Raw genomic sequence first — 18,709 nt, forward strand, 5'->3', positions numbered from 1 at the left:
GCGCAACACTAGGTTGCAAATAACAACATTGAGACATGGAAGGCCTTTTCAGTAATCACAACAACAAAGCTGAAAAGGTGATGAGGGACTTATGGAAAGTAAACGAACTAAGAGCGTGTTGGCTACGGCCATCGGCTCAATGATGGCAATGTCGGCCCACGCCGAGATTGTTATCTCACAATATGTGGAAGGCTCAAGCTACAATAAAGCAGTCGAGATTGCCAATACTGGCAGCGAAACCGTAACGCTAAATGGCTATTCCATTGCTCGTCAGTCAAATGGTGGCACTTGGCAAGCTGCCACTTCGTTAGAGAGTGTTACGATCTCCGCTGGCGATGTGTATGTCATTGCTCACTCAGGTGCCAATAGTGATATTTTGGCCGTCACCGATTTACAAGACAACTCAGTAGCCAATTTTAACGGCAATGATGCCATTGGTTTGTACCTTAATGATGAGCTGGTTGATGTGGTGGGTGTGGTCGATAGCGACGAGAGCTGGGGGGAGAATCAAACCTTAGTCCGCTATCATGATGCATTGACACCTACCCCAGTGTTTAATGCCTCACAGTGGGCGAGCCTAGCACAAAATAATATTGATGGTTTGGGCTCACTCGATGACGTGGAAGCACTGGAAGCCTTTACCTGTACGCTCGATGGCAGTGCGCCAAGCTTTACCGCGATTCAAGACATTCAAGGTGAAGGCGCTACGTCGCCTTTGATTCCTGATGGTGTTTACATTACGGATGAAGAATATTTTGTCGAAGGCGTGGTGAGTGCGGTAACGACGGGACTGACTCGTGGTTTCTACCTGCAGGCTTTGTCGGATGACGGCAACCCTTTGACTTCTGAAGGCTTGTTTGTATACACCGGGCAAACCACCTCCGATCTCGAGCCTGGTGATGTGGTGTGCGCGAAAGGTCAGGTGCAAGAATACTACAACCTGACTCAACTGTCGGTTGGTAACAATCAGTGGGTTGTTGAGTCTCAGCAATCTGCGCCACAAGCTCAACCCATCGAGGTGATAGAGAGCGATCAAAGCTTTGCCGATACGCTCGAACGCTACGAAGGCATGTTGGTTTCATTACCACAAAGCTTGGACATGCGTGTCACTCGAACCTTCAGCTACGACTATGACGCCAGCCGCAATAATATGGTGGTCGCGCAAGGTCAGCTGAACTATCAACCAAACCAGCACTTTGCAGCCGGTTCTGCTGAGTCGTTGCAGGCGAGTGCAGATAATGCCGATCGTCGCCTGTTTGTTGAGTCCGACCAAAGAACGTCTAACGCCACCATTCCTTACTACCCAGATTTCGGGTTAACCGATGCCGATCAAGATGGTTCGACAGAAGATTATATCCGTGTTGATGATACCTTGGTGGGTGCTGAAGGTGTGATTTCATATAGCTATGATGAGTATCGTTTGATTGTGACCAATCAATTGGATAGCAGTCATTTTGTGCATAACTCACCGCGTACAGAGGCGCCGAACGTGTCCGATGACGGCGATTTACGCATTGCCAGCTTCAATGTTCTTAACTACTTTAATTCGCCATTTGGTGGAGACAGCAACCAGTTTGGTAGTAATCGCGGAGCGGAAAGTTACGAAGAGTTTGAAGTGCAACAAGCCAAGATCGTGGCGGCGATTGCCGCGCTTGATGCTGATATTGTCGGCTTGATGGAAATTGAAAATAACGGCTTTGGTGACAGCGGGGCGATTCGTCAGCTAGTTGAGCAATTGAACGCTGTGATTGATGACCCTGAGAAGCAATATCAATTCGTGGCGGTTGACTCAAATGGCGATGGGGTGACCAACGAGGAGGACTCTGTTGGTACGGATGCGATTTCTGTTGGCGTGATTTATCGCAGTAGCGTGGTGAGCTTAAGTCAATCTCGTGTGATTGCAATGCCTGAGCAGCATGCGCCCGCCGTGGTGGATAGCGATGGCGATGTTATCGAAGATGGCGTTAACTACCAACGTGACACGCTTGCCCCAAGCTTTACCTTGGCTGATGGAAGCCAAACCATCACCGTGGCGGTGAATCACCTAAAATCCAAAGGTTCAACCTGTTGGGAAGATGCCGCGCCGGAAAGTGAAGGCGGACAAGGAGGGGAGGATCCCGACTTCCAAGGCTCATGTGAGAACTTCCGTGTCGCAGGGGCGGTGGCGTTAGGTGATGCACTGGCGAATATCGATGGTTACAAGGTGCTACTTGGCGATATGAACGCTTATGCCAAAGAAGACCCTATTTTGGTGCTTACCGATTATAGCGCTGAAAAATATGGTAAAGAGATTCGCGCAGCGCGCAATACTTCGATCGATGGCCAAGAGCAGTTTGGTGACGAAGGTGCTGTCATCAGCCAAAACTACGGCTACATTAATGCGGTTGAGCTCTTCCATGATGACAGTTGGAGTTATTCATACAATGACGAAGTCGGCACACTGGATCACTTGTTGATCAGCCCAAGTTTAGAGGCATTTGTGGTTGATGCAGGGGATTGGCATATCAATGCGGCGGAATCTACGGTGTTTGACTACAGCGATGATTACAAGGGGGATGGATTTCCTAAATACCGTGATCAATTCCGAGCATCAGACCACGATCCCGCGGTGTTGGAATTGCGCTTTAGTGATAGCGACCCAGATGAGGAAGAAGAGGTCGGTTCATTTGGTTTGGGCTTGATTCTGAGCCTTGCGAGCGTTGGCTTATGGCGTCGTCGGCGTGGCCAAGCGTAATCGCTGATTCGTAACTAAAAGCCAAGCATCATGCTTGGCTTTTTTATGTCTAACGCAGCGCTGGCTGCGTCTCTCCTTTCAGCCGAGCATCACGCGGCGTGGTATGAAAGACTTGTTTAAACTTGGTCGAAAAGTAGTTGCTATCTTGGTAGCCAACATCAAACGCGATGTCGGTAATTGACTGTTCGGTATAGAGAATGGCTGATAATGCACGGCAAGCCCGTGTGTAATGGAGATATTGGTTAAAGCTCATGCCGGTGTATTTTTTGATGCTATTTGTCAGTTGACGCGGAGAGAGTTTAACTTCCTCGGCAAGCGCATCGATATCATGCAATTGAGAGTAACCACGCTGAATTTTTGCCAGGGCGTAACAGATTTTATCGTCGTGGCTAAGGGTGTCTATTTCGGTCACTTTTCCTCGCCATAACTCGACAATCAATTGCTGAAACAGGGCCTGGGCAATGATCTGTGATTCATCACTGTCGATGTGTGATTCGACATCCAATCGCTGAATAATTTGGTTAGCACGATGCGCTGTTTCTTCACTGATAAACCAACCATGCTGATCATCATCACTTTGCGGAATGAACTTTTGTAGTTCGGCACTCAAGGGGAGTTTATCGCGCTCGAATAATACATTGCTCAAAAACAGATTATCGACGTGATCAAATAAGTGACGGTCTTGACGAGCGACAAAACACACGTAGTTTTTACTGATGTTCATCGGCACATCATTCATGACATGCGTCCCGCTGCCGTGGGCAACAATAATCAACTCTTCAAAGTTATGGGCATGTTCTGGATACGGTTCTTGTGGCGCTCGTAGTTCCGTGGTCACAGAACTGTGAGAATTCATGAAAAACTCGTTCGATTTTAGATAAATCATGACATCAGCCTCCTCATCAGATACCCGATTTTAGAAGCATATCGACGATATTTCTCCTCAAAGTCTCCCACTTTTTTTCTTTAGATTTTAAGAATGTTAAAAGTGTGAACAACGCGTCACCCACCTTAATAAACTGACCGAATTGCGCCTCGAGAAGCGCCAAATCGCCAAGGTTTAAATTGCTCAACTTCGTAAGCTAACAGCGCAAAAACTCACGTTTTCATTTCACCCTACCTTAGCGAGAGCGATGAGTCACAACAATAAAAAGCCGCTGGAAAAAATGACGGTTGAAACAAAAGCTTATGAATAGCAAGGAGACGATAATGTCTACAACTATTACCTCTACGACGACTGAGCACAGTAAGACTGAGCTCAATGAGTACGAACAAGAACGAGTGCCGCAGCATAAGTTGTTAGGATGGCGGCACTTTCTCGGGACCTATTCTGGTGAGCACGTCGCCGGAACTGAATTTGTGATTGGCGCGGCCTTTGTAGCATGGGGTGCCAGTACTTTTGATATTTTAATGGGGCTGTTAGTCGGCAACGTTATGGCCGTGCTGACGTGGGCGCTGATCACCGCGCCGATTGCGACCCAATCACGGTTAACTGTGTACGAATATTTGAGACGTATTGCAGGCCCGGGTTTCAATAAAGTGTATAACGTGGTGAATGCGGTACTGTTTTGCGCGTTGGGTGGTGCCATGATCACGGTTTCAGCATCAGCGGTACGAATCTTATTTAATATTCCAGCCCAGACCCATTGGTACCCAAACAGTGGGGCGTTCATTGCGGTGGCGTTAGCCGTGGGCGCGATTGTGGTGGCGATTGCGGTGCTTGGATTTAAAAAGTGTGCGCAATTTGCCACGGTATGCTCACCTTGGTTGCTGGTGGTATTTGTGACCGGTGGCATGGTGTGTTTGCCTGCGTTAAGTAACCTTGGCAACGGTGAAGCGTTTACCGGATTTGGTCAGTTTACGGCATTGGCGGATCAATATATCTGGACGGGGCAAACACCAGATGGCTCTCCTTCGATGACATTTTGGCAGATCGCAGCATTCGCTTGGGTCTGTAACCTCGCGATGCATGGTTCCCTTGGCGACATGGCTTTGCTGCGTTTTGCGAAGAGCCCGAAATACGGTTACTTCTCTGCCTTTGGCATGTTCTTTGGCCATTATATCGCATGGATTTGTGCCGGAATTATGGGGGCCGGTGCGATGCTGTTATTGCAAACCACTATGTCTAACCTTGATGCGGGCGGCATTGCTTACGCAGCGTTAGGAGCAACTGGCATTATTGCAGTGATCATTGCAGGCTGGACAACCTCTAATCCGACGATTTACCGCGCCGGTCTCGCGATTCAAAGTATTTTCCCCAGTAAATCTCGAGCGTATATCACCACCATTGTTGGCATCGTGACAGCAATCATTGCGTGTTTTCCATTTGTGTTTACTCGTCTTTTAGACTTTGTCGGTTATATGGGACTGTTACTGGCACCCGTTGGCGCAATCGTGGTGTCTGAGCATTGGGTCTTTAAAAAAATCGGCTTAACGCCACTGTGGTCTCAGTATCAAGGTAATAGCTTGAATAAGGCAGCACTGCTGGCATGGGCAATTGGCGTGGTGTTTGCGGTGAGTTGTGAGCAGTTAGGTATTTTGCACCTGTTCTTCTTATTTGTGCCAACGTATCTGTTATCCATGGTGGTGTACATCTTACTCGCGAAATCGATGGGAGCGGGCGACGATTACCGCGTACAACAAGCCGAGTACGAGCAAAGCCTAGAGCGAGAAGCTCAGCGTCATCAACAACAAGCGAAACAGGAACATCAACAGCAACCGGTACATAAACCTGCAGGGACACTTGAGAAAGTCAGCGGCGCGATCGCTCTCGCTTGTTTAGCAGCGATGGTGTTATCGGCGCTGAAAGTGTGGGGTTCTGGGGCGGATTATCAAGCGGCATTTGACTCGTTCAAAGCGTTTGTCATCTACCCAACCATCCTTTATTTCATTGCGGCCACCACTTGGATCACCCAGCGTGATAAATCGTAGTAAGGAGTTTTTTTGTGAGTGAGTTAATTCGTAAAGCCTTTGTGATGCAACTGAATCAAGGTTGTAAAGCAGAATATCAGAAACGCCATAACGAAATATGGCCAGAGTTAGTCAAAGAACTGAAAGCGCATGGTGGGCACAATTATTCGATCTTTTTCCATCAAGCGACTCACCAGCTATTTGGCTATGTGGAAATCGAAGATGAGGCTCTCTGGCAGCAGGTTGCTGAGACTCCTGCCTGCCAAGAATGGTGGGCCTTTATGCAAGACATTATGGCGACGAACGCTGATAACTCACCACAATCGTTGGAGTTAGAGTCGGTGTTTTATCTCGCATAACGATGGCGATTATTTGGTGTCAAAGCCCCACTTCGGTGGGGCTTTTTGCATTGCAACGTGCCAAATTGGTATGAGGTTCAGCTGGGTCACAAAAATTTGAAATGCCGCATAAGCTTCTTGAAAAAAACGCAGCATTTGCGTTTTTAAAGGACGATATTTGAAGTTATTTGCTGGCTGAAAACGCTTTAATACCTGTAAAGAACAAGAGGTGTTATTGACGATGAAAGCGGTAATAGCAATAGACCTAGGTGCGTCCAGTGGGCGCGTGATGGTCGGTTATCTGAAAGATAAAAAGATCGAACTTCAAGAGTTTCATCGATTTCAAAATCAGCAGGTGATGACAGAGGGAGAATCCTGCTGGGCGCTGTACTCGATCCTCGAAGAGATCAAAGTGGGTATCAATAAGGTGTTGGCGGCAGATATTCCTGTGTGCTCGCTGGGTATAGATACTTGGGGTGTGGATTTCGTACTGCTGGATAAGTTTGGCAAGCATTTGGGGGAGTTTGTCAGTTATCGAGATAAACGTACGCAAGGCGTTCTTGACCAGCTATTGGTCGATAGCCAACTCACTCGCGAAGAGATTTATGCGACCACGGGCATTCAGTTTCTGCCGTTCAATACCCTTTATCAACTTAAAGCCATCGCTGATCAGCAGCCATCATGGTTTGCTGATATCGATACCTTGCTATTTATTCCAGATTACCTCAACTACAAGCTGTGTGGTGTAAAGCATTGCGAATACACCAATGCATCGACTAGCCAGATGCTCAACTGCGAAGCCAAAACCTGGAACAAAGCATTGGTTGAAGCGTGCGGAGCAAAAATGGATTGGCTGCTTGAGCCTAGAATGCCAAATCGCATTATTGGTCAATACCAAATTGCGGATGTGCACATTCCTGTGTGCTCTGTCGCCAGTCATGATACAGCTTCTGCTGTTGCTGCAACGCCTATCGCCGGCGACAACATGGCGTATTTAAGTTCGGGCACTTGGTCTTTGGTTGGCGTGGAAAGCGAGCAGCCTTACACCGGCGAATTGGCTTATCAATACAATCTTACTAATGAAGGTGGCGTTGATGGCCGCTATCGCGTGCTGAAAAACATCATGGGTTTGTGGCTTATTCAGCGTATTAAAGCAGAGAATCCTTCTTTGATGTTTAGCGACGTTGCCATGCTGGCGCGCCAAGCAACGCCATTTGAGTTTGTGCTTAATCCCAATGACAACGACTTTCTTAACCCTGATTCGATGACGACTGCCATCAAGCAGTGGTTTATCAAACGTGGTCAACCTGCACCAGACACGCTATCTCAAGTGCTGCGCTGCGTGTATGACAGTTTAGCGCTGGCGTATGACGAGGTACTTGCTCAGCTCAGTGAAGTCACGGCAAAGCCGATTCGTGAACTGCGTATTGTCGGTGGTGGAACACAAGACAAACTGCTTAATCAACTGTGCGCGGATGTCTGCCAAATCACGGTCTCAACCGAACCAACAGAAGCCTCTGCGCTAGGCAACGTGGTAAATCAATTTATTGCCTCGGACATCATTACCTCGCTTGAAGAAGCGCGACAAATCATTGATGCGTCTTCTGATGTTCACTATTTCCAACCCAATAACGTCGAGGGATTAGCCCAAATCAAATCCCGCTACCAACAGATCAAAAAATAGGTACCCAACATGAGCAACGAACACATTACAACTGCATATCAAAACGCCAAACAAGTGTTTGCCCGCTACGGTGTCGACACCGAGCAAGCGTTAGCCGAACTAAAAACCACGCCGATCTCCATTCACTGCTGGCAGGGCGATGATGTGCGAGGGTTTGAATCTCCTGATGTGGCGCTAAGCGGCGGTATTCAAACTACAGGTAATTATCCAGGTGCCGCAAGCACGCCTGCCGAACTGCGCGCGGATATGGAAAAAGCCTTCTCATTGATTCCAGGCAAAAAGCGCGTCAACTTACATGCCATTTATCTCGATAGTGATGAGCATGTCGAGCGTGACCAAATTAAGCCTGAGCACTTTGCTCGCTGGGTTGAGTGGGCAAAACAACACGATCTTGGGCTCGATTTTAATCCAACTCTTTTCTCTCACCCTAAAGCGGATGATGGCTTAACGCTTTCACATCCCAGCGAAGAAGTTCGTCAGTTCTGGGTGGAGCATGTGAAAGCCTCACGCAAGGTCTCAGAGTATTTCGGTCGTGAATTGGGGTCGCCGTCAGTAATGAATATCTGGATTCCCGATGGTATGAAAGACATGCCCGTTGACCGCCTTGCACCGCGTCAACGTCTATTGGATGCGCTGGATGACGCGTTGGCAGAAAAGATTGACCCGGCTTACCACAAGGACGCCGTTGAAAGTAAATTATTTGGTATCGGCGCAGAAGCATACACCGTGGGCAGCAATGAATTCTATTTGGCATACGCGTCAACTCGCAACACCGCGCTGTGTTTGGATGCTGGCCATTTCCATCCCACAGAGATGATCAGCGACAAAATCAGCGCCTGTTCGCTCTACGTTCAAGATTTGCTGCTACACGTGACGCGCCCTGTTCGTTGGGATTCGGACCATGTGGTTTCGTTTGATGATGAAACGCAAGCCATCATGCGTGAAATCGTACGTAATCAACTACAAGACCGTGTCTCAATCGGTTTGGATTTCTTTGATGCGTCGATCAACCGAGTGGCGGCATGGGTGATCGGGACACGTAATGCGCAAAAAGCACTGCTTAAAGCGCTATTAGAGCCGACCGCGCAGCTTAAAGCGGCAGAAGCCGAGTTTGATTTCACAACGCGTTTGGGTTTGATGGAAGAAGCGCACTCATTGCCATGGGCTGCGGTGTGGGATTACTACTGCGCGCAAAACCAAGTACCGGTGGGCTTTGACTGGATGAAAGACATTAAAGATTACGAAGCCACCATCAACGAAACACGTTAATTCCCCTGAATGTCGAGTAAGTAAGAGAGAGCGGGCTCCTGATGCGCTTTCTTGCTTACTCGATAACGTGTTTTCACCCTATCGAATTTTAAAAGGTTTAGTTATGACTCAGTTAAATGACGCAGTAAAAAACGAAATCGCCAAAGTCAGCGAAGTGTCCCAATACCTTTGGCAGCGTGAGTGGGCCGAGCGCAATGGCGGTAATATTTCCGTGGATTTAACCGATATTTACGGTGATGTTGGTGAGGTGAATAGCCCAGAAAAAGCGCTGCCATTGCAACTACCCATGGAAAGCGCAGGGCGTATTTATTACGTCAAAGGCACAGGGCAGCGTATTCGTGAGCTGCGAGACCCTGATTACGCTGGTTGCATTCTACGCATTAATGACCAAGCGAATGGTTACCGTATTTTATGGGGGGGTAAGGCGAGTGACAACTTTGCACCGACATCAGAATTTATCAGTCATATCAAAATATTAGTCGCGAAGCGTCAAGCAGGTTCTGATCATAAATCTGTGGTTCACACCCATCCCCTGGAGTTGATTGCACTCTCTCATCATCCGGATATCTCTAAAAGTAGCGAACTGTTCACGTATACCTGCTGGAAAATGCTACCCGAGGTACGGGCATTTGTGCCACGCGGTGTCGGCATGATTCCTTACTGCTTGCCGTCTTCTGAAGAGTTGGCCGACGGAACCACGGCGTCTTTGCTGGTCAATGATGTGGCGGTATGGGAGAAGCATGGCGCAACGGCCTCCGGCGCTGATGTTCTACAAGCTTTTGATTTTATTGATGTGGCTAACAAAGGGGCCAAGCTGTATCTGATGTGTACATCAGCAGGTTATGAGCCTGAAGGGGTCACCAAAGAGAACATGGAAATTCTCAAACAAGAATTTAATCTATGAGGTAAACAACATGAGTGTGTTTAAACTAGCGTTTCCAAAAATTAACTTATCTGGTGTCGGTTCGATTGATGCATTGATCGAGCGTCTGACAGCAGAGCATGCCGGTGATAAAGGGTTGTTGATTTGCGACCCGACCTTAGTTGAACTCGGATTTGCCAACAAACTGATGGAAAGTGAACTCGAACTCACGCTGTTTAAGGATGTTCGTCCTAATCCAGATACCAATACCGTCAACCAAGCATTGGCGATGTACCAAAAGAGTGACGCTCGCTACATTATTGGTTTTGGAGGCGGCAGCTCGATTGATACCGCAAAAGCGATTCGTATTCTTTCCGCGAATCCAGCGCCGATAGCCAACTACAATGGGGTAGAAAAAGTCTCCAAGCTGGGGGCGCCACTGTATGCGATTAATACCACTGCCGGCACTGCAGCAGAGGTCACCAGTAACGCGGTGATCACCGATACCGCGACTCATGTTAAGCATGTCATCATCTCGGATAAAATTATTCCGGATATTTCAGTGAATGACCCCAGTGTGATGCTTGGCATTCCGAGCGCGACCACTGCAGCAACCGGTATTGATGCGTTAACCCATGCTCTAGAGTCCTACGTTTCGGTGGGCGCTCATAAGCTGACGGATTACATTTCTCTTGAGGCCATCAGTACCATCGCCCAAAGTTTGCCACAAGCGGTCGATGACGGCTCTGACATTAACTCGCGTGAAATAATGGCGTATGGTCAGTTTATCGCTGGCTTGTCGTTTAATAGTGCTGGCCTCGGTATGGTACACGCCATGGCGCATCCCGCCGGCGCGCACAAAGACTTACCTCACGGGGTATGCAATGCCATTTTGCTGCCGATCGTCAGTGAGTTTAATCGTCCATATCGAGTCGAGAAATTTGCTCAAGTTGCCAAAGCGTTGGGGGTAGATACGTCCGATATGGACAGCGAGCAAGCCAGTGTTGCAGCCATCGATGCACTCAATGCTTTAAATCGCCGAGTGGGAATTCCTCGCGGATTTGCCGAATTGGGGGTGAGTGAAGAAGATATTCTGGCTTGGGTAGATGATGCATTGGCCGATCCTTGCGCTGGCGGTAACCCTGCGCCAATGACTCGTGAGCAAGTGATTGAGCTTTATCATAAAGCGTTGTAGTGCTTTGAGAGCTTTTGGTTACCTGTAACCTAAAAGCAATAAAAGCCAATCTCAATATTGAGGTTGGCTTTTGTGTATTTTAATTATGGTGAAATTTTCGTCAAACCGAGTCAAAACTTTGTCATGTGTCACATTTTGGTGATAGGATGATTTTGTAATCAATGAGTTATAAATGAGTAAACCGTGATGCTGTAAATTCAAATCGGTGCTGGCGCACCGCAAATTAAGATTAAGGACTTCTCGCGATGACGCAATCGAATGACCATGAATCTGACGCTCAATCTCAAGATATTCGCCCTCCTCTTGAGCGCTCTTTTAGCCGTTATGTAAAACAACCTTTTAACGAGTTTGTTGATAATCAGACCACAGGGGCGATTATTCTTCTCGCTTCAACATTTATCGCTCTGTTTCTTGCTAACTCAGACTACGCCTCGTTTTACCACCAATTTGAAAAAGTCACTCTAGGCTTATTTGTTGATGACTTTCGTCTTGAAATGGATCTCCATGAGTGGGTCAATGATGGCTTGATGGTGCTGTTCTTTTTCATTCTCGGGCTGGAAGTAAAGCGTGAATTTATTGCCGGAGAGTTGAGTTCGATTAAAAACTCGGCGGCGGTGATTTTAGCGGCGGTGGGCGGCATGATGTTTCCCGCACTGATTTACTACGCGATTAACTACGGCGGAGAGGGCAGTAGTGGTTGGGGTGTGCCGATGGCAACCGATACCGCGTTTGCATTAGGGATCATGGCGCTACTTGGCAGCAAAGTGAATCCAAGTTTGAAAGTGTTTTTGGTCGCCCTTGCTATTGTTGATGATATTGGCGCGGTGATCGTCATTGCGCTGTTTTATACAGACCAAATCGTGTGGAATGCGCTCTACATCGCCGCCGGATTCTTCGTTGGTTTATTGGCGTTAAATCGCTTTGGTATTCGCGGCCCGTTTTGGTATGTGGTCTTGGCGCTCGGGCTGTGGTATTTCATTTTGCAATCTGGGGTTCATGCCACCATTGCCGGGGTATTGGCGGCGTTGGCGATTCCCGCTAGACCGAAAATGCACCCAGGGCATTTAGCGCACTCCATGAAAAATACCGCAGGTGCGATTTACCAGCGGCTTAGCGACCCTCAGCAATCCACAGACGAAGAGCATCGCGAAGTGTTAAGTGATGAAAGTAAAGATTCAGCTCTTGGAGAAATTCAACGCAAAGCCAGTTTAACCCGTACGCCACTGCGTATATGGGAAAACCTGCTTGATAAACCAGTGAGTTTATTGATTGTGCCAATCTTTGCGTTTCTCAATGCCGGAACGGAAGTGACGCAGCAAGCGTTGAATAATATGCTGCATGCGCCGATTGCCTGGGGGATTGTATTTGGTCTGCTGGTGGGCAAACCGCTCGGCATCTTCAGCTTAACTTGGTTGTCGGTCAAAACCGGTGTCGGTGAAATCAACAGTTCGCTAAACTTCAAAGAGATATTTGGTTTGTCGATCCTCGCTGGAATGGGCTTTACCATGTCGATGTTTATTGCGCTTTTGAGTTTTGATGACAGTCAGCAGCAGCTTCTGGACGCCAAGCTTGGGATTATGCTTGCGACCTTAATAGCGGGTATCCTTGGCTATTTATGGCTGCGCTTTGTTACGCCTTACCAAGGTGAGTCTTCTTAACTCAGGTTTATCGATTCAGGCTTATCGATTAAGCAAAGCCCCGCGCCGTGGCTGTCCATAGCGCGGGGTTTTATTAGGTTGGTGAGGTGGTTGGCTTTAGGCTGGCTGCGCTCACTGCAAACACCGATAAGACAATCAGTGATAGCGCTGGCGCCAACACGCCCCAATAGCCGCGTTCAATATAAGGCATTCCCTCAGCAAGAATTCTCCCCCACTCTGGGCTAGGTGGTGGTGAGCCAAGCCCTAAAAAGCCCAGCGACGCCAGTGCGAGTGCAATGCCTGGTATACGTAGCATCGCATGCCTCAGCAGAGACGGAAACACCGCTGGGAACACGTAAAATACATTTGCGTGTAACGCGGTAATACCGAGTAGCGGCAACATCTGAATGTAAGGGCGCGCTTTGACATCACTGATTAAACTTGCCGCATGGGCCGCTAGAGGTGCCCAACTGACAATCACAACCGCTAAGGCTGCGCCAAATCCACTAGGGCCCAAAGTCGCGGCAATGATCAATCCAGTGAGAACCGGAGGTAGCGCATTAGCAACTTCAATCGGCCCAGCCATTAAACGTGGAAATTGACCGATCATAAAGCCAATCACTAAACACACGACAGCGACGCACAATGCGACAAAGCAAGTATGTAGGCTGCCGTGAGCCACGCGAGCCAGTAAATCACGACCCATCGCATCCGCGCCAAACGGCAGGGTGAGCGAAGGGGCTTGTAAGCGAGCATACTCAATGGCAAACGGGTCCCGAAATAAACCCAAGCCAACAATACCACCAAGAAATAGCGCGCAGAAAATGGCCATCCAGCGCGTGACTTTTCCAGTGGTGATGCTGCTCTCTTTGGGGGTTGGCATCGCACCTTGACGCAGAGCCTTGCCAACGAGCATGCTGCGCAGCATATTGACGCAAACCCCTACCGCAAAGGCCAGCAGCAAAATGAGCAGCACACCCAGTTGCAAGCTAGGCACATCTTTGGCAATCGCCGCGCCAAGAGTTGCACGGCCAAGCCCGGGAATCGCAAACACTTTTTCTACCGCAATTGCCCCGCCAACTAGAGACACTAATACTAAGCCAATTAAAGGCAGTGTGGTTGCCAGTGCTCGCTTTAATACCGCGCGAACGATAGCAAGGCGACTGACGCCAGCAACGCTCCATGTGGTAATCCACGCCTCACTGAATACTTGGGCTACGGTATCGGAGAGTAGACGTCCCAAATAACCGCCAGCAGGAATTGCTAATGCCAGTGCAGGCAATACAACCTGTACTGGCTGCCCCCAACCAAAGGGCGGAAACCAGCGTAACCATACTGCGCCAATCAGCAACAGCAAAGAGGCAAGCAGAAATTCAGGCAGCGCGGTTAAGGTGACCGCAAGCATTCCGCTGCTACGATAGGCTTGGCCCTGTAATCCGCGGCGTAATGTAGGTAACGTCAGCGCAAATGCGATCAGCAAAGCGCCAACAAGCGCAAAGCTCATCAAAGACACAGAGACGCCGCTCGCTTGCAGCATGCCTTGGAGAATGGGGCGCCCCGATACCCACGAGATACCCGCATCACCTTGTATGATGCCGCCTAGCCACTGCCACATGAGGGCGATTGGCCCTTGGTCGAGCCCTAATGACTGGCGTATCGCTTCCAACGCTGCGACACTTGGATTTTGTTCCGCTGAACGCGCTCGCAAAATGGCCAGCGCGGGATCTTGTCCCGATAGCCAAGGCAGCATGGCAACTAACCATACCACCGCGGCCAACGTGACCAAACGAGATAATGCCGGAAGCCAAGCGTAAGGTCTCGTTTGGCCCCATGGTATTATGCGCTGCTTAGATTTCATCAGAGCGACAAGCATAGTGGTTTAACCTTTACAGCGCTTCATCGCGGGCGATGTAGGTGTGGTTATCAATCAGTTCACGCTCTCGTGGATCACGCAGCGCCCCACGAACATGAGCCGCTTCTCCTTGAATCACACGTTCATGGAGCATTGGAATTGCCGCATCACTTGCCAGAATGGCATTTTCGGCAGCGATAATTGCTTTTTGACGTTCAACACCAGTGAGTTGAGCAGCCTCTTTTAATGCTTGATCAATATTGGGGTCGCATAGCTGTGCGATATTGAATGAACCTTCGCAGCTAAAATCACTGTATAAATAAGCAACGGGATCTCCAGAGTCGAGTACCGTCGCACGTGATAAAATAAACGCATCAAACTTGCCGGCTAATGCATCGGATTCTATCTGCGAATACTCGCGTACATCTTGCTTGACGTTAAAGCCGGCATCAGTGAGTTGCTGTGCGAGGTAGATCGCCACTTCTGGTAATTCCGTTCGGTCGGTAAATGTGGCTAAAGTAATGGTTTGCCCTTTTGGCTGCGCTGCTTGCACAGGGTAATTAACCGGTTGTCGCCATTGTTCAGCCCAAGCGACTGCTGGCCCAAGCAGACCTTTGGCGATATCAGCGCGCTGTTCATAAACATTGTTGACAAGTTGCTCACGATTAAGTGCTTGGCGCACAGCGGCACGCATCGCTGGATCACTCATCACTCCGCGACGAGTGTTGAGATATAATGTATTGGTGTGCGGCATCGGAACTTCATGCACTAAGTTTTGATCAACAAGAGGTGCCTGAGAAACGGGTATCGCCTCGACAATATCGGCGCTTCCAGTACGCAGTGCCGCCGCTCTTGCCATGCCGTCAGGTACAAAGCTGACATCGATACCCGGTGCTTGTGCCTTTTCTCCCCAGTAATCATCGAAACGTTCTAACGTGGCAGAGCTAGTGCCATGGAGAGCGGTAAGGACAAATGGTCCGGTTCCTGCTTTAACCGGGCTGATCACCCCGTTTTCACCGTAAGCATTGAGAGACAATATAGAAAGCTGAGGGCTTGATAGCCGTTGTGGTAATAGCGGATCGCGAACTTGAGTACGGATGATGATCGCATGCTCACCATCAGCTTGCACCGAGAGTTCAACGCCATCCAAAATACGAGGCTTTGGTGAAGCAGATATCGCCACATTTAAAGCATTAACCACCGCCTGAGAGGTGAGAGGGGTGTTGTCATGAAATATGACCTCAGGACGGATCTCAAATCGCCATTCGGTCGCGTTTAACTGCTCCCAACTGGTCGCTAGTGAAGGAAGTAGGTTGGCTTGCTGGTCAAGTTTGACCAAGGTTTCTGCTGTGCTCCAACGGGAGAGTTTAAATGCGTCATCACTGAGCGGGTTCAACGCGGAACGAGGTGGCAATAACATGGCCAACTTGATGCGTTGAGATGATTCGCTCTGTTGCGCTTTTTGTTGTTCGGCTGTGGATGACGAACGGTCAAAGCAGCCGGTGAGCAGAGAGAGTGAGGCAATAAGACCAAGCCATGGCCACTGCTTTGGTTGAATCATGGAGTCATTTCCTTTTTGGTTTTATTAGGCTTTGTAAGCGTGTTGAGCGGCGGGCAGACTTGGCACCGCTTGCAGTAATTGTTGGGTATAGCTGTGCTGCGGAGACGCGAGCAGCAGATCTGTGGGGCGGTCTTCGATAACGCTGCCGTTGTTCATGACCAATAACCGTGAGCACAGCCCACTGGCGAGTGAGATATCGTGAGTGACTAACAGCAATCCCATGCTGTTCTGTTGGCATACGTTGATCAGCAGTTGCTTTATTTGCTCACGTAACGGCAGATCAAGACCGCTGGTCGGTTCATCTGCGAGGAGAAACTGGGGCTGTACAATCAAAGCTCTGGCCAGCGCGATACGCTGAGCCTGCCCGCCGGATAATTCGGTAATGTTTCGGTCTAATATTGCCTTCGGTAGCTCAACTTGGTCTACGGCTTGGCATAATTGACGGTACGAAGCACGAAGGCCTTTTAAGTGTTTTAACGGGGTGCTCAGCACTTGAGCCACGTTTTGGTTTGGTGGTAACGAGGTATGGGGCTCTTGAGGAATATATTGTACCGCTTGGCGGTAATCCTTGAGTTGACGAGCCGACGCCTGTTGCAGCGCTTGTTGTTGCCAGTACACGTGACCATTTTGTGGCTTAGCAAGCCCAAGAATGAGTTTGATGAGGGTGGATTTACCGCTACCAGAGCCGCCAACCAGCCCTACGCACTCGAGAGGGTCTAAAGAGAGTGATACACCGTTGACGCTCGGCGTTGTACTTGAACGCCAGGCATAATAGACCTGTTCTAACTGTAAAAAAGACATCGCGTGATTTATCCGTTGGCAACGTTTTGAAAAGGGGGCTGGGTCACTCGCGCGCTGTTGGTTTGATACGCCGCGTGAACTAACTGCTGGGTATAAGGGTGCTGAGGTGCACTCAGAAGCTGAGCCATTGTTGCTGATTCGACAATGCGCCCATTTTCCATCACTAAGGCGCGTTCACAGAGCTGAGCTGCAACGCTGATATCATGAGTGATAAACAGTAACGCTAACGGATTACCATGCAATTGTTCATTGTGGGAGCAGTGGTGTCCGCTGCATTGCTTTAATAGCTTCACCACTTGTTGTTGGTTAATCACATCAAGAGCCGTCGTCGGTTCATCGGCAATCAATATATTGGCGCCACTGAGCAAAGCAAACGCGATACAAATTCGTTGACGCTGCCCACCCGATAGCTCGCTCGGTAAGCGGTTCATCATCTGCTCGATATTGTCCAATTCCATCTGTTCAAGTAACTGATATAGCGCATGCTGAGAGCCAGCATTGACGCTCAATGCCAACTGCTTGCCAACCGGCATTAACGGATTTAATGCACTGAATGAATCTTGAAAAATCGTGGCGACACGTGCTGTTGATGGGCGGGCGAGTACCGGTTTATGACTCACTTCTTGTCCATTTACCTTGATGGTACCGCTACGCTGGCAATACCAAGGTAAAACCCCGCTGATCGCTCTTGCGGTGAGTGATTTTCCTGACCCGGAGGCACCGATCAGACACACTCGTTCACCAGCGGATAATGAGAAGTTGATGTCATTAACCAAGGTATGACCTTGGATTGTGAGGCTTAAGTCATTAACTTCAAGCACTGGTGGCAACAGAGAAAAACGAGAATTCATGCAATGTTATACTATAACTTATAATTTGTTATAACATAACAAATAGTCATTCTCCGAGTAAAGAGTAATTTGACGACTTCATTGCGGAGATATAGAAAACTCGATAAACCAGTACGTTAGGCACCGGTTCTCATAGGGCTTCGATTAACCGATGGCTTGAGTGACCAGCGCAAACTGAGTGCAGTCCGGGTTTATGGTTGGTGTAGCGCCTTTGACCATTTGACTCACATCGTCCACTTGCATGAGTCCAAAGGTTGTCAGCGTCGCTGCAATCATTCGATACTGACTGGGAATATCGATACGCACAAATTGCCCCGATACTCCGGCTAAAAGCTCACGAATCAGATAGCAGGCTTGATCCTCCGTTTGTGCGATCACTGGGCCAATACATAAGCCTCGCCCAAACTCGCGCAAGCATGCGTAGCCAGTGATTTGCTGCAGGTGTTTGAGTACGATGATGCGCTGAGAGGTTTGGCACAACCAATCAACAATTTTGTCGCGGTTCATCTGTGTTGCGCTTTGCATAAGTTGCTGTAATGAAGCGCTATCGTTAGGTCGATAGTCATCAATCGTATGCTGCGATGGGCGGTTTTCAGGAACAGGAGTGAGTGGTTTCACCTTGGCTTGATATTGGTGTACACGTTGATAGTGACGAAACCCTAATTTTCGATACAGTGGCTCGCCAGCCAGTGTCGCGGTTAAATACCAATCCACGAGAGGGGAGTGATTGATTAACTGCTCGACAATCGTTCTCCCAAGTCCTTGTTGCTGATACTTTTGGTCAATGACCACAAGTCCTATGCTTGCGTAGTCACCTTGAGGTAACACCGCCCCAGTCCCGATGAGCTTTGAGTCATCTTTGAGCGCGATAGCGTCTCCTAAGTCGAGAATGTGTTGCCAGTCTTGTTGGCGATGCGGCCAGCCCAAAGCCTGGGTCATCGCATGAGCCAGAGGCAAATCAGCGGAGGTGAGTGGGAGAATCGAGTATTGCATGCCACGCTCTTGTTAATCTGTG

General features: G+C 48.9%; 14 protein-coding genes. 8 read left to right on the forward strand and 6 right to left on the reverse strand.

All coding sequences use genetic code 11. The features are described from left to right. Nucleotides 1–91 precede the first annotated feature (91 nt). Nucleotides 92–2,734, forward strand: coding sequence for an ExeM/NucH family extracellular endonuclease (locus ACFFUV_RS16025; RefSeq protein ID WP_390194590.1), 2,643 nt, complete (start codon nucleotides 92–94; stop codon nucleotides 2,732–2,734). A 49-nt stretch (nucleotides 2,735–2,783) separates the two neighbouring features. On the opposite strand, the gene ACFFUV_RS16030 is transcribed toward ACFFUV_RS16025, so the two are convergent. Further along, nucleotides 2,784–3,590, reverse strand: a complete 807-nt coding sequence (locus ACFFUV_RS16030) for a helix-turn-helix domain-containing protein (RefSeq protein WP_390194591.1) — start codon at nucleotides 3,588–3,590, stop codon at nucleotides 2,784–2,786. A gap of 353 nt (nucleotides 3,591–3,943) precedes the next feature. On the opposite strand from ACFFUV_RS16030, the gene ACFFUV_RS16035 reads away from it, so the two are divergent. The 7 genes from ACFFUV_RS16035 (at nucleotide 3,944) to nhaA (ending at nucleotide 12,650) form a co-directional block, all read left to right on the forward strand. Then, a complete protein-coding gene (locus tag ACFFUV_RS16035) occupies nucleotides 3,944–5,665 on the forward strand; it encodes a purine-cytosine permease family protein (protein ID WP_390194592.1) in 1,722 nt (573 codons plus the stop codon). Between the two features lie 14 nt (nucleotides 5,666–5,679). Next, nucleotides 5,680–6,003 (forward strand): L-rhamnose mutarotase, encoded by a 324-nt coding sequence (gene rhaM / locus ACFFUV_RS16040; protein ID WP_390194593.1) that lies wholly within the window; start codon nucleotides 5,680–5,682, stop codon nucleotides 6,001–6,003. 220 nt (nucleotides 6,004–6,223) lie between these two features. Continuing rightward, nucleotides 6,224–7,666, forward strand: coding sequence for a rhamnulokinase (gene rhaB / locus ACFFUV_RS16045; RefSeq protein ID WP_390194594.1), 1,443 nt, complete (start codon nucleotides 6,224–6,226; stop codon nucleotides 7,664–7,666). Nucleotides 7,667–7,675: 9 nt separating this feature from the next. Further along, complete coding sequence (locus tag ACFFUV_RS16050; RefSeq protein WP_390194595.1) at nucleotides 7,676–8,935, forward strand: L-rhamnose isomerase; 1,260 nt, start codon at nucleotides 7,676–7,678, stop codon at nucleotides 8,933–8,935. 103 nt (nucleotides 8,936–9,038) lie between these two features. Next, entirely contained in the window at nucleotides 9,039–9,839 is an 801-nt protein-coding gene (gene rhaD, locus ACFFUV_RS16055) for a rhamnulose-1-phosphate aldolase (protein WP_390194596.1), read from the forward strand. A gap of 10 nt (nucleotides 9,840–9,849) precedes the next feature. Continuing rightward, nucleotides 9,850–10,992, forward strand: coding sequence for an iron-containing alcohol dehydrogenase (locus tag ACFFUV_RS16060; protein WP_390194597.1), 1,143 nt, complete (start codon nucleotides 9,850–9,852; stop codon nucleotides 10,990–10,992). Between the two features lie 245 nt (nucleotides 10,993–11,237). Next, on the forward strand, nucleotides 11,238–12,650 hold the full coding sequence (gene nhaA, locus ACFFUV_RS16065) for a Na+/H+ antiporter NhaA (RefSeq protein ID WP_390194598.1): 1,413 nt from the start codon (nucleotides 11,238–11,240) through the stop codon (nucleotides 12,648–12,650). A 73-nt stretch (nucleotides 12,651–12,723) separates the two neighbouring features. On the opposite strand, the gene ACFFUV_RS16070 is transcribed toward nhaA, so the two are convergent. The 5 genes from ACFFUV_RS16070 to ACFFUV_RS16090 all read right to left on the reverse strand — a co-directional run bounded on the left by ACFFUV_RS16070 (nucleotide 12,724) and on the right by ACFFUV_RS16090 (nucleotide 18,687). Continuing rightward, nucleotides 12,724–14,502 (reverse strand): ABC transporter permease subunit, encoded by a 1,779-nt coding sequence (locus ACFFUV_RS16070; protein WP_390194599.1) that lies wholly within the window; start codon nucleotides 14,500–14,502, stop codon nucleotides 12,724–12,726. A gap of 13 nt (nucleotides 14,503–14,515) precedes the next feature. Beyond that, complete coding sequence (locus ACFFUV_RS16075; protein WP_390194600.1) at nucleotides 14,516–16,042, reverse strand: ABC transporter substrate-binding protein; 1,527 nt, start codon at nucleotides 16,040–16,042, stop codon at nucleotides 14,516–14,518. Nucleotides 16,043–16,066: 24 nt separating this feature from the next. Beyond that, nucleotides 16,067–16,843: an ABC transporter ATP-binding protein gene (locus tag ACFFUV_RS16080; protein WP_390194601.1), complete on the reverse strand. Its 777-nt coding sequence runs from the start codon at nucleotides 16,841–16,843 to the stop codon at nucleotides 16,067–16,069. Between the two features lie 8 nt (nucleotides 16,844–16,851). After that, nucleotides 16,852–17,694 (reverse strand): ATP-binding cassette domain-containing protein, encoded by an 843-nt coding sequence (locus tag ACFFUV_RS16085; protein ID WP_390194602.1) that lies wholly within the window; start codon nucleotides 17,692–17,694, stop codon nucleotides 16,852–16,854. 144 nt (nucleotides 17,695–17,838) lie between these two features. Then, a complete protein-coding gene (locus ACFFUV_RS16090) occupies nucleotides 17,839–18,687 on the reverse strand; it encodes a GNAT family N-acetyltransferase (RefSeq protein WP_390194603.1) in 849 nt (282 codons plus the stop codon). Between the last annotated feature and the right edge of the window lie 22 nt (nucleotides 18,688–18,709).

It is taken from the genome of Vibrio olivae, from assembly GCF_042428525.1.
GTDB classification, from domain to species: domain Bacteria; phylum Pseudomonadota; class Gammaproteobacteria; order Enterobacterales; family Vibrionaceae; genus Vibrio; species Vibrio olivae.

Coding starts and splice junctions, on each gene's coding strand:
- ACFFUV_RS16075 (WP_390194600.1), bottom strand. CDS start 16,042: ATGATTCAACCAAAGCAGTGGCCATGGCTTGGTCTTATTGCCTCACTC.
- ACFFUV_RS16050 (WP_390194595.1), top strand. CDS start 7,676: ATGAGCAACGAACACATTACAACTGCATATCAAAACGCCAAACAAGTG.
- rhaD (WP_390194596.1), top strand. CDS start 9,039: ATGACTCAGTTAAATGACGCAGTAAAAAACGAAATCGCCAAAGTCAGC.
- ACFFUV_RS16070 (WP_390194599.1), bottom strand. CDS start 14,502: ATGCTTGTCGCTCTGATGAAATCTAAGCAGCGCATAATACCATGGGGC.
- ACFFUV_RS16035 (WP_390194592.1), top strand. CDS start 3,944: ATGTCTACAACTATTACCTCTACGACGACTGAGCACAGTAAGACTGAG.
- ACFFUV_RS16060 (WP_390194597.1), top strand. CDS start 9,850: ATGAGTGTGTTTAAACTAGCGTTTCCAAAAATTAACTTATCTGGTGTC.
- rhaB (WP_390194594.1), top strand. CDS start 6,224: ATGAAAGCGGTAATAGCAATAGACCTAGGTGCGTCCAGTGGGCGCGTG.
- ACFFUV_RS16085 (WP_390194602.1), bottom strand. CDS start 17,694: ATGAATTCTCGTTTTTCTCTGTTGCCACCAGTGCTTGAAGTTAATGAC.
- nhaA (WP_390194598.1), top strand. CDS start 11,238: ATGACGCAATCGAATGACCATGAATCTGACGCTCAATCTCAAGATATT.
- ACFFUV_RS16030 (WP_390194591.1), bottom strand. CDS start 3,590: ATGAATTCTCACAGTTCTGTGACCACGGAACTACGAGCGCCACAAGAA.
- ACFFUV_RS16025 (WP_390194590.1), top strand. CDS start 92: ATGGAAAGTAAACGAACTAAGAGCGTGTTGGCTACGGCCATCGGCTCA.
- ACFFUV_RS16080 (WP_390194601.1), bottom strand. CDS start 16,843: ATGTCTTTTTTACAGTTAGAACAGGTCTATTATGCCTGGCGTTCAAGT.
- ACFFUV_RS16090 (WP_390194603.1), bottom strand. CDS start 18,687: ATGCAATACTCGATTCTCCCACTCACCTCCGCTGATTTGCCTCTGGCT.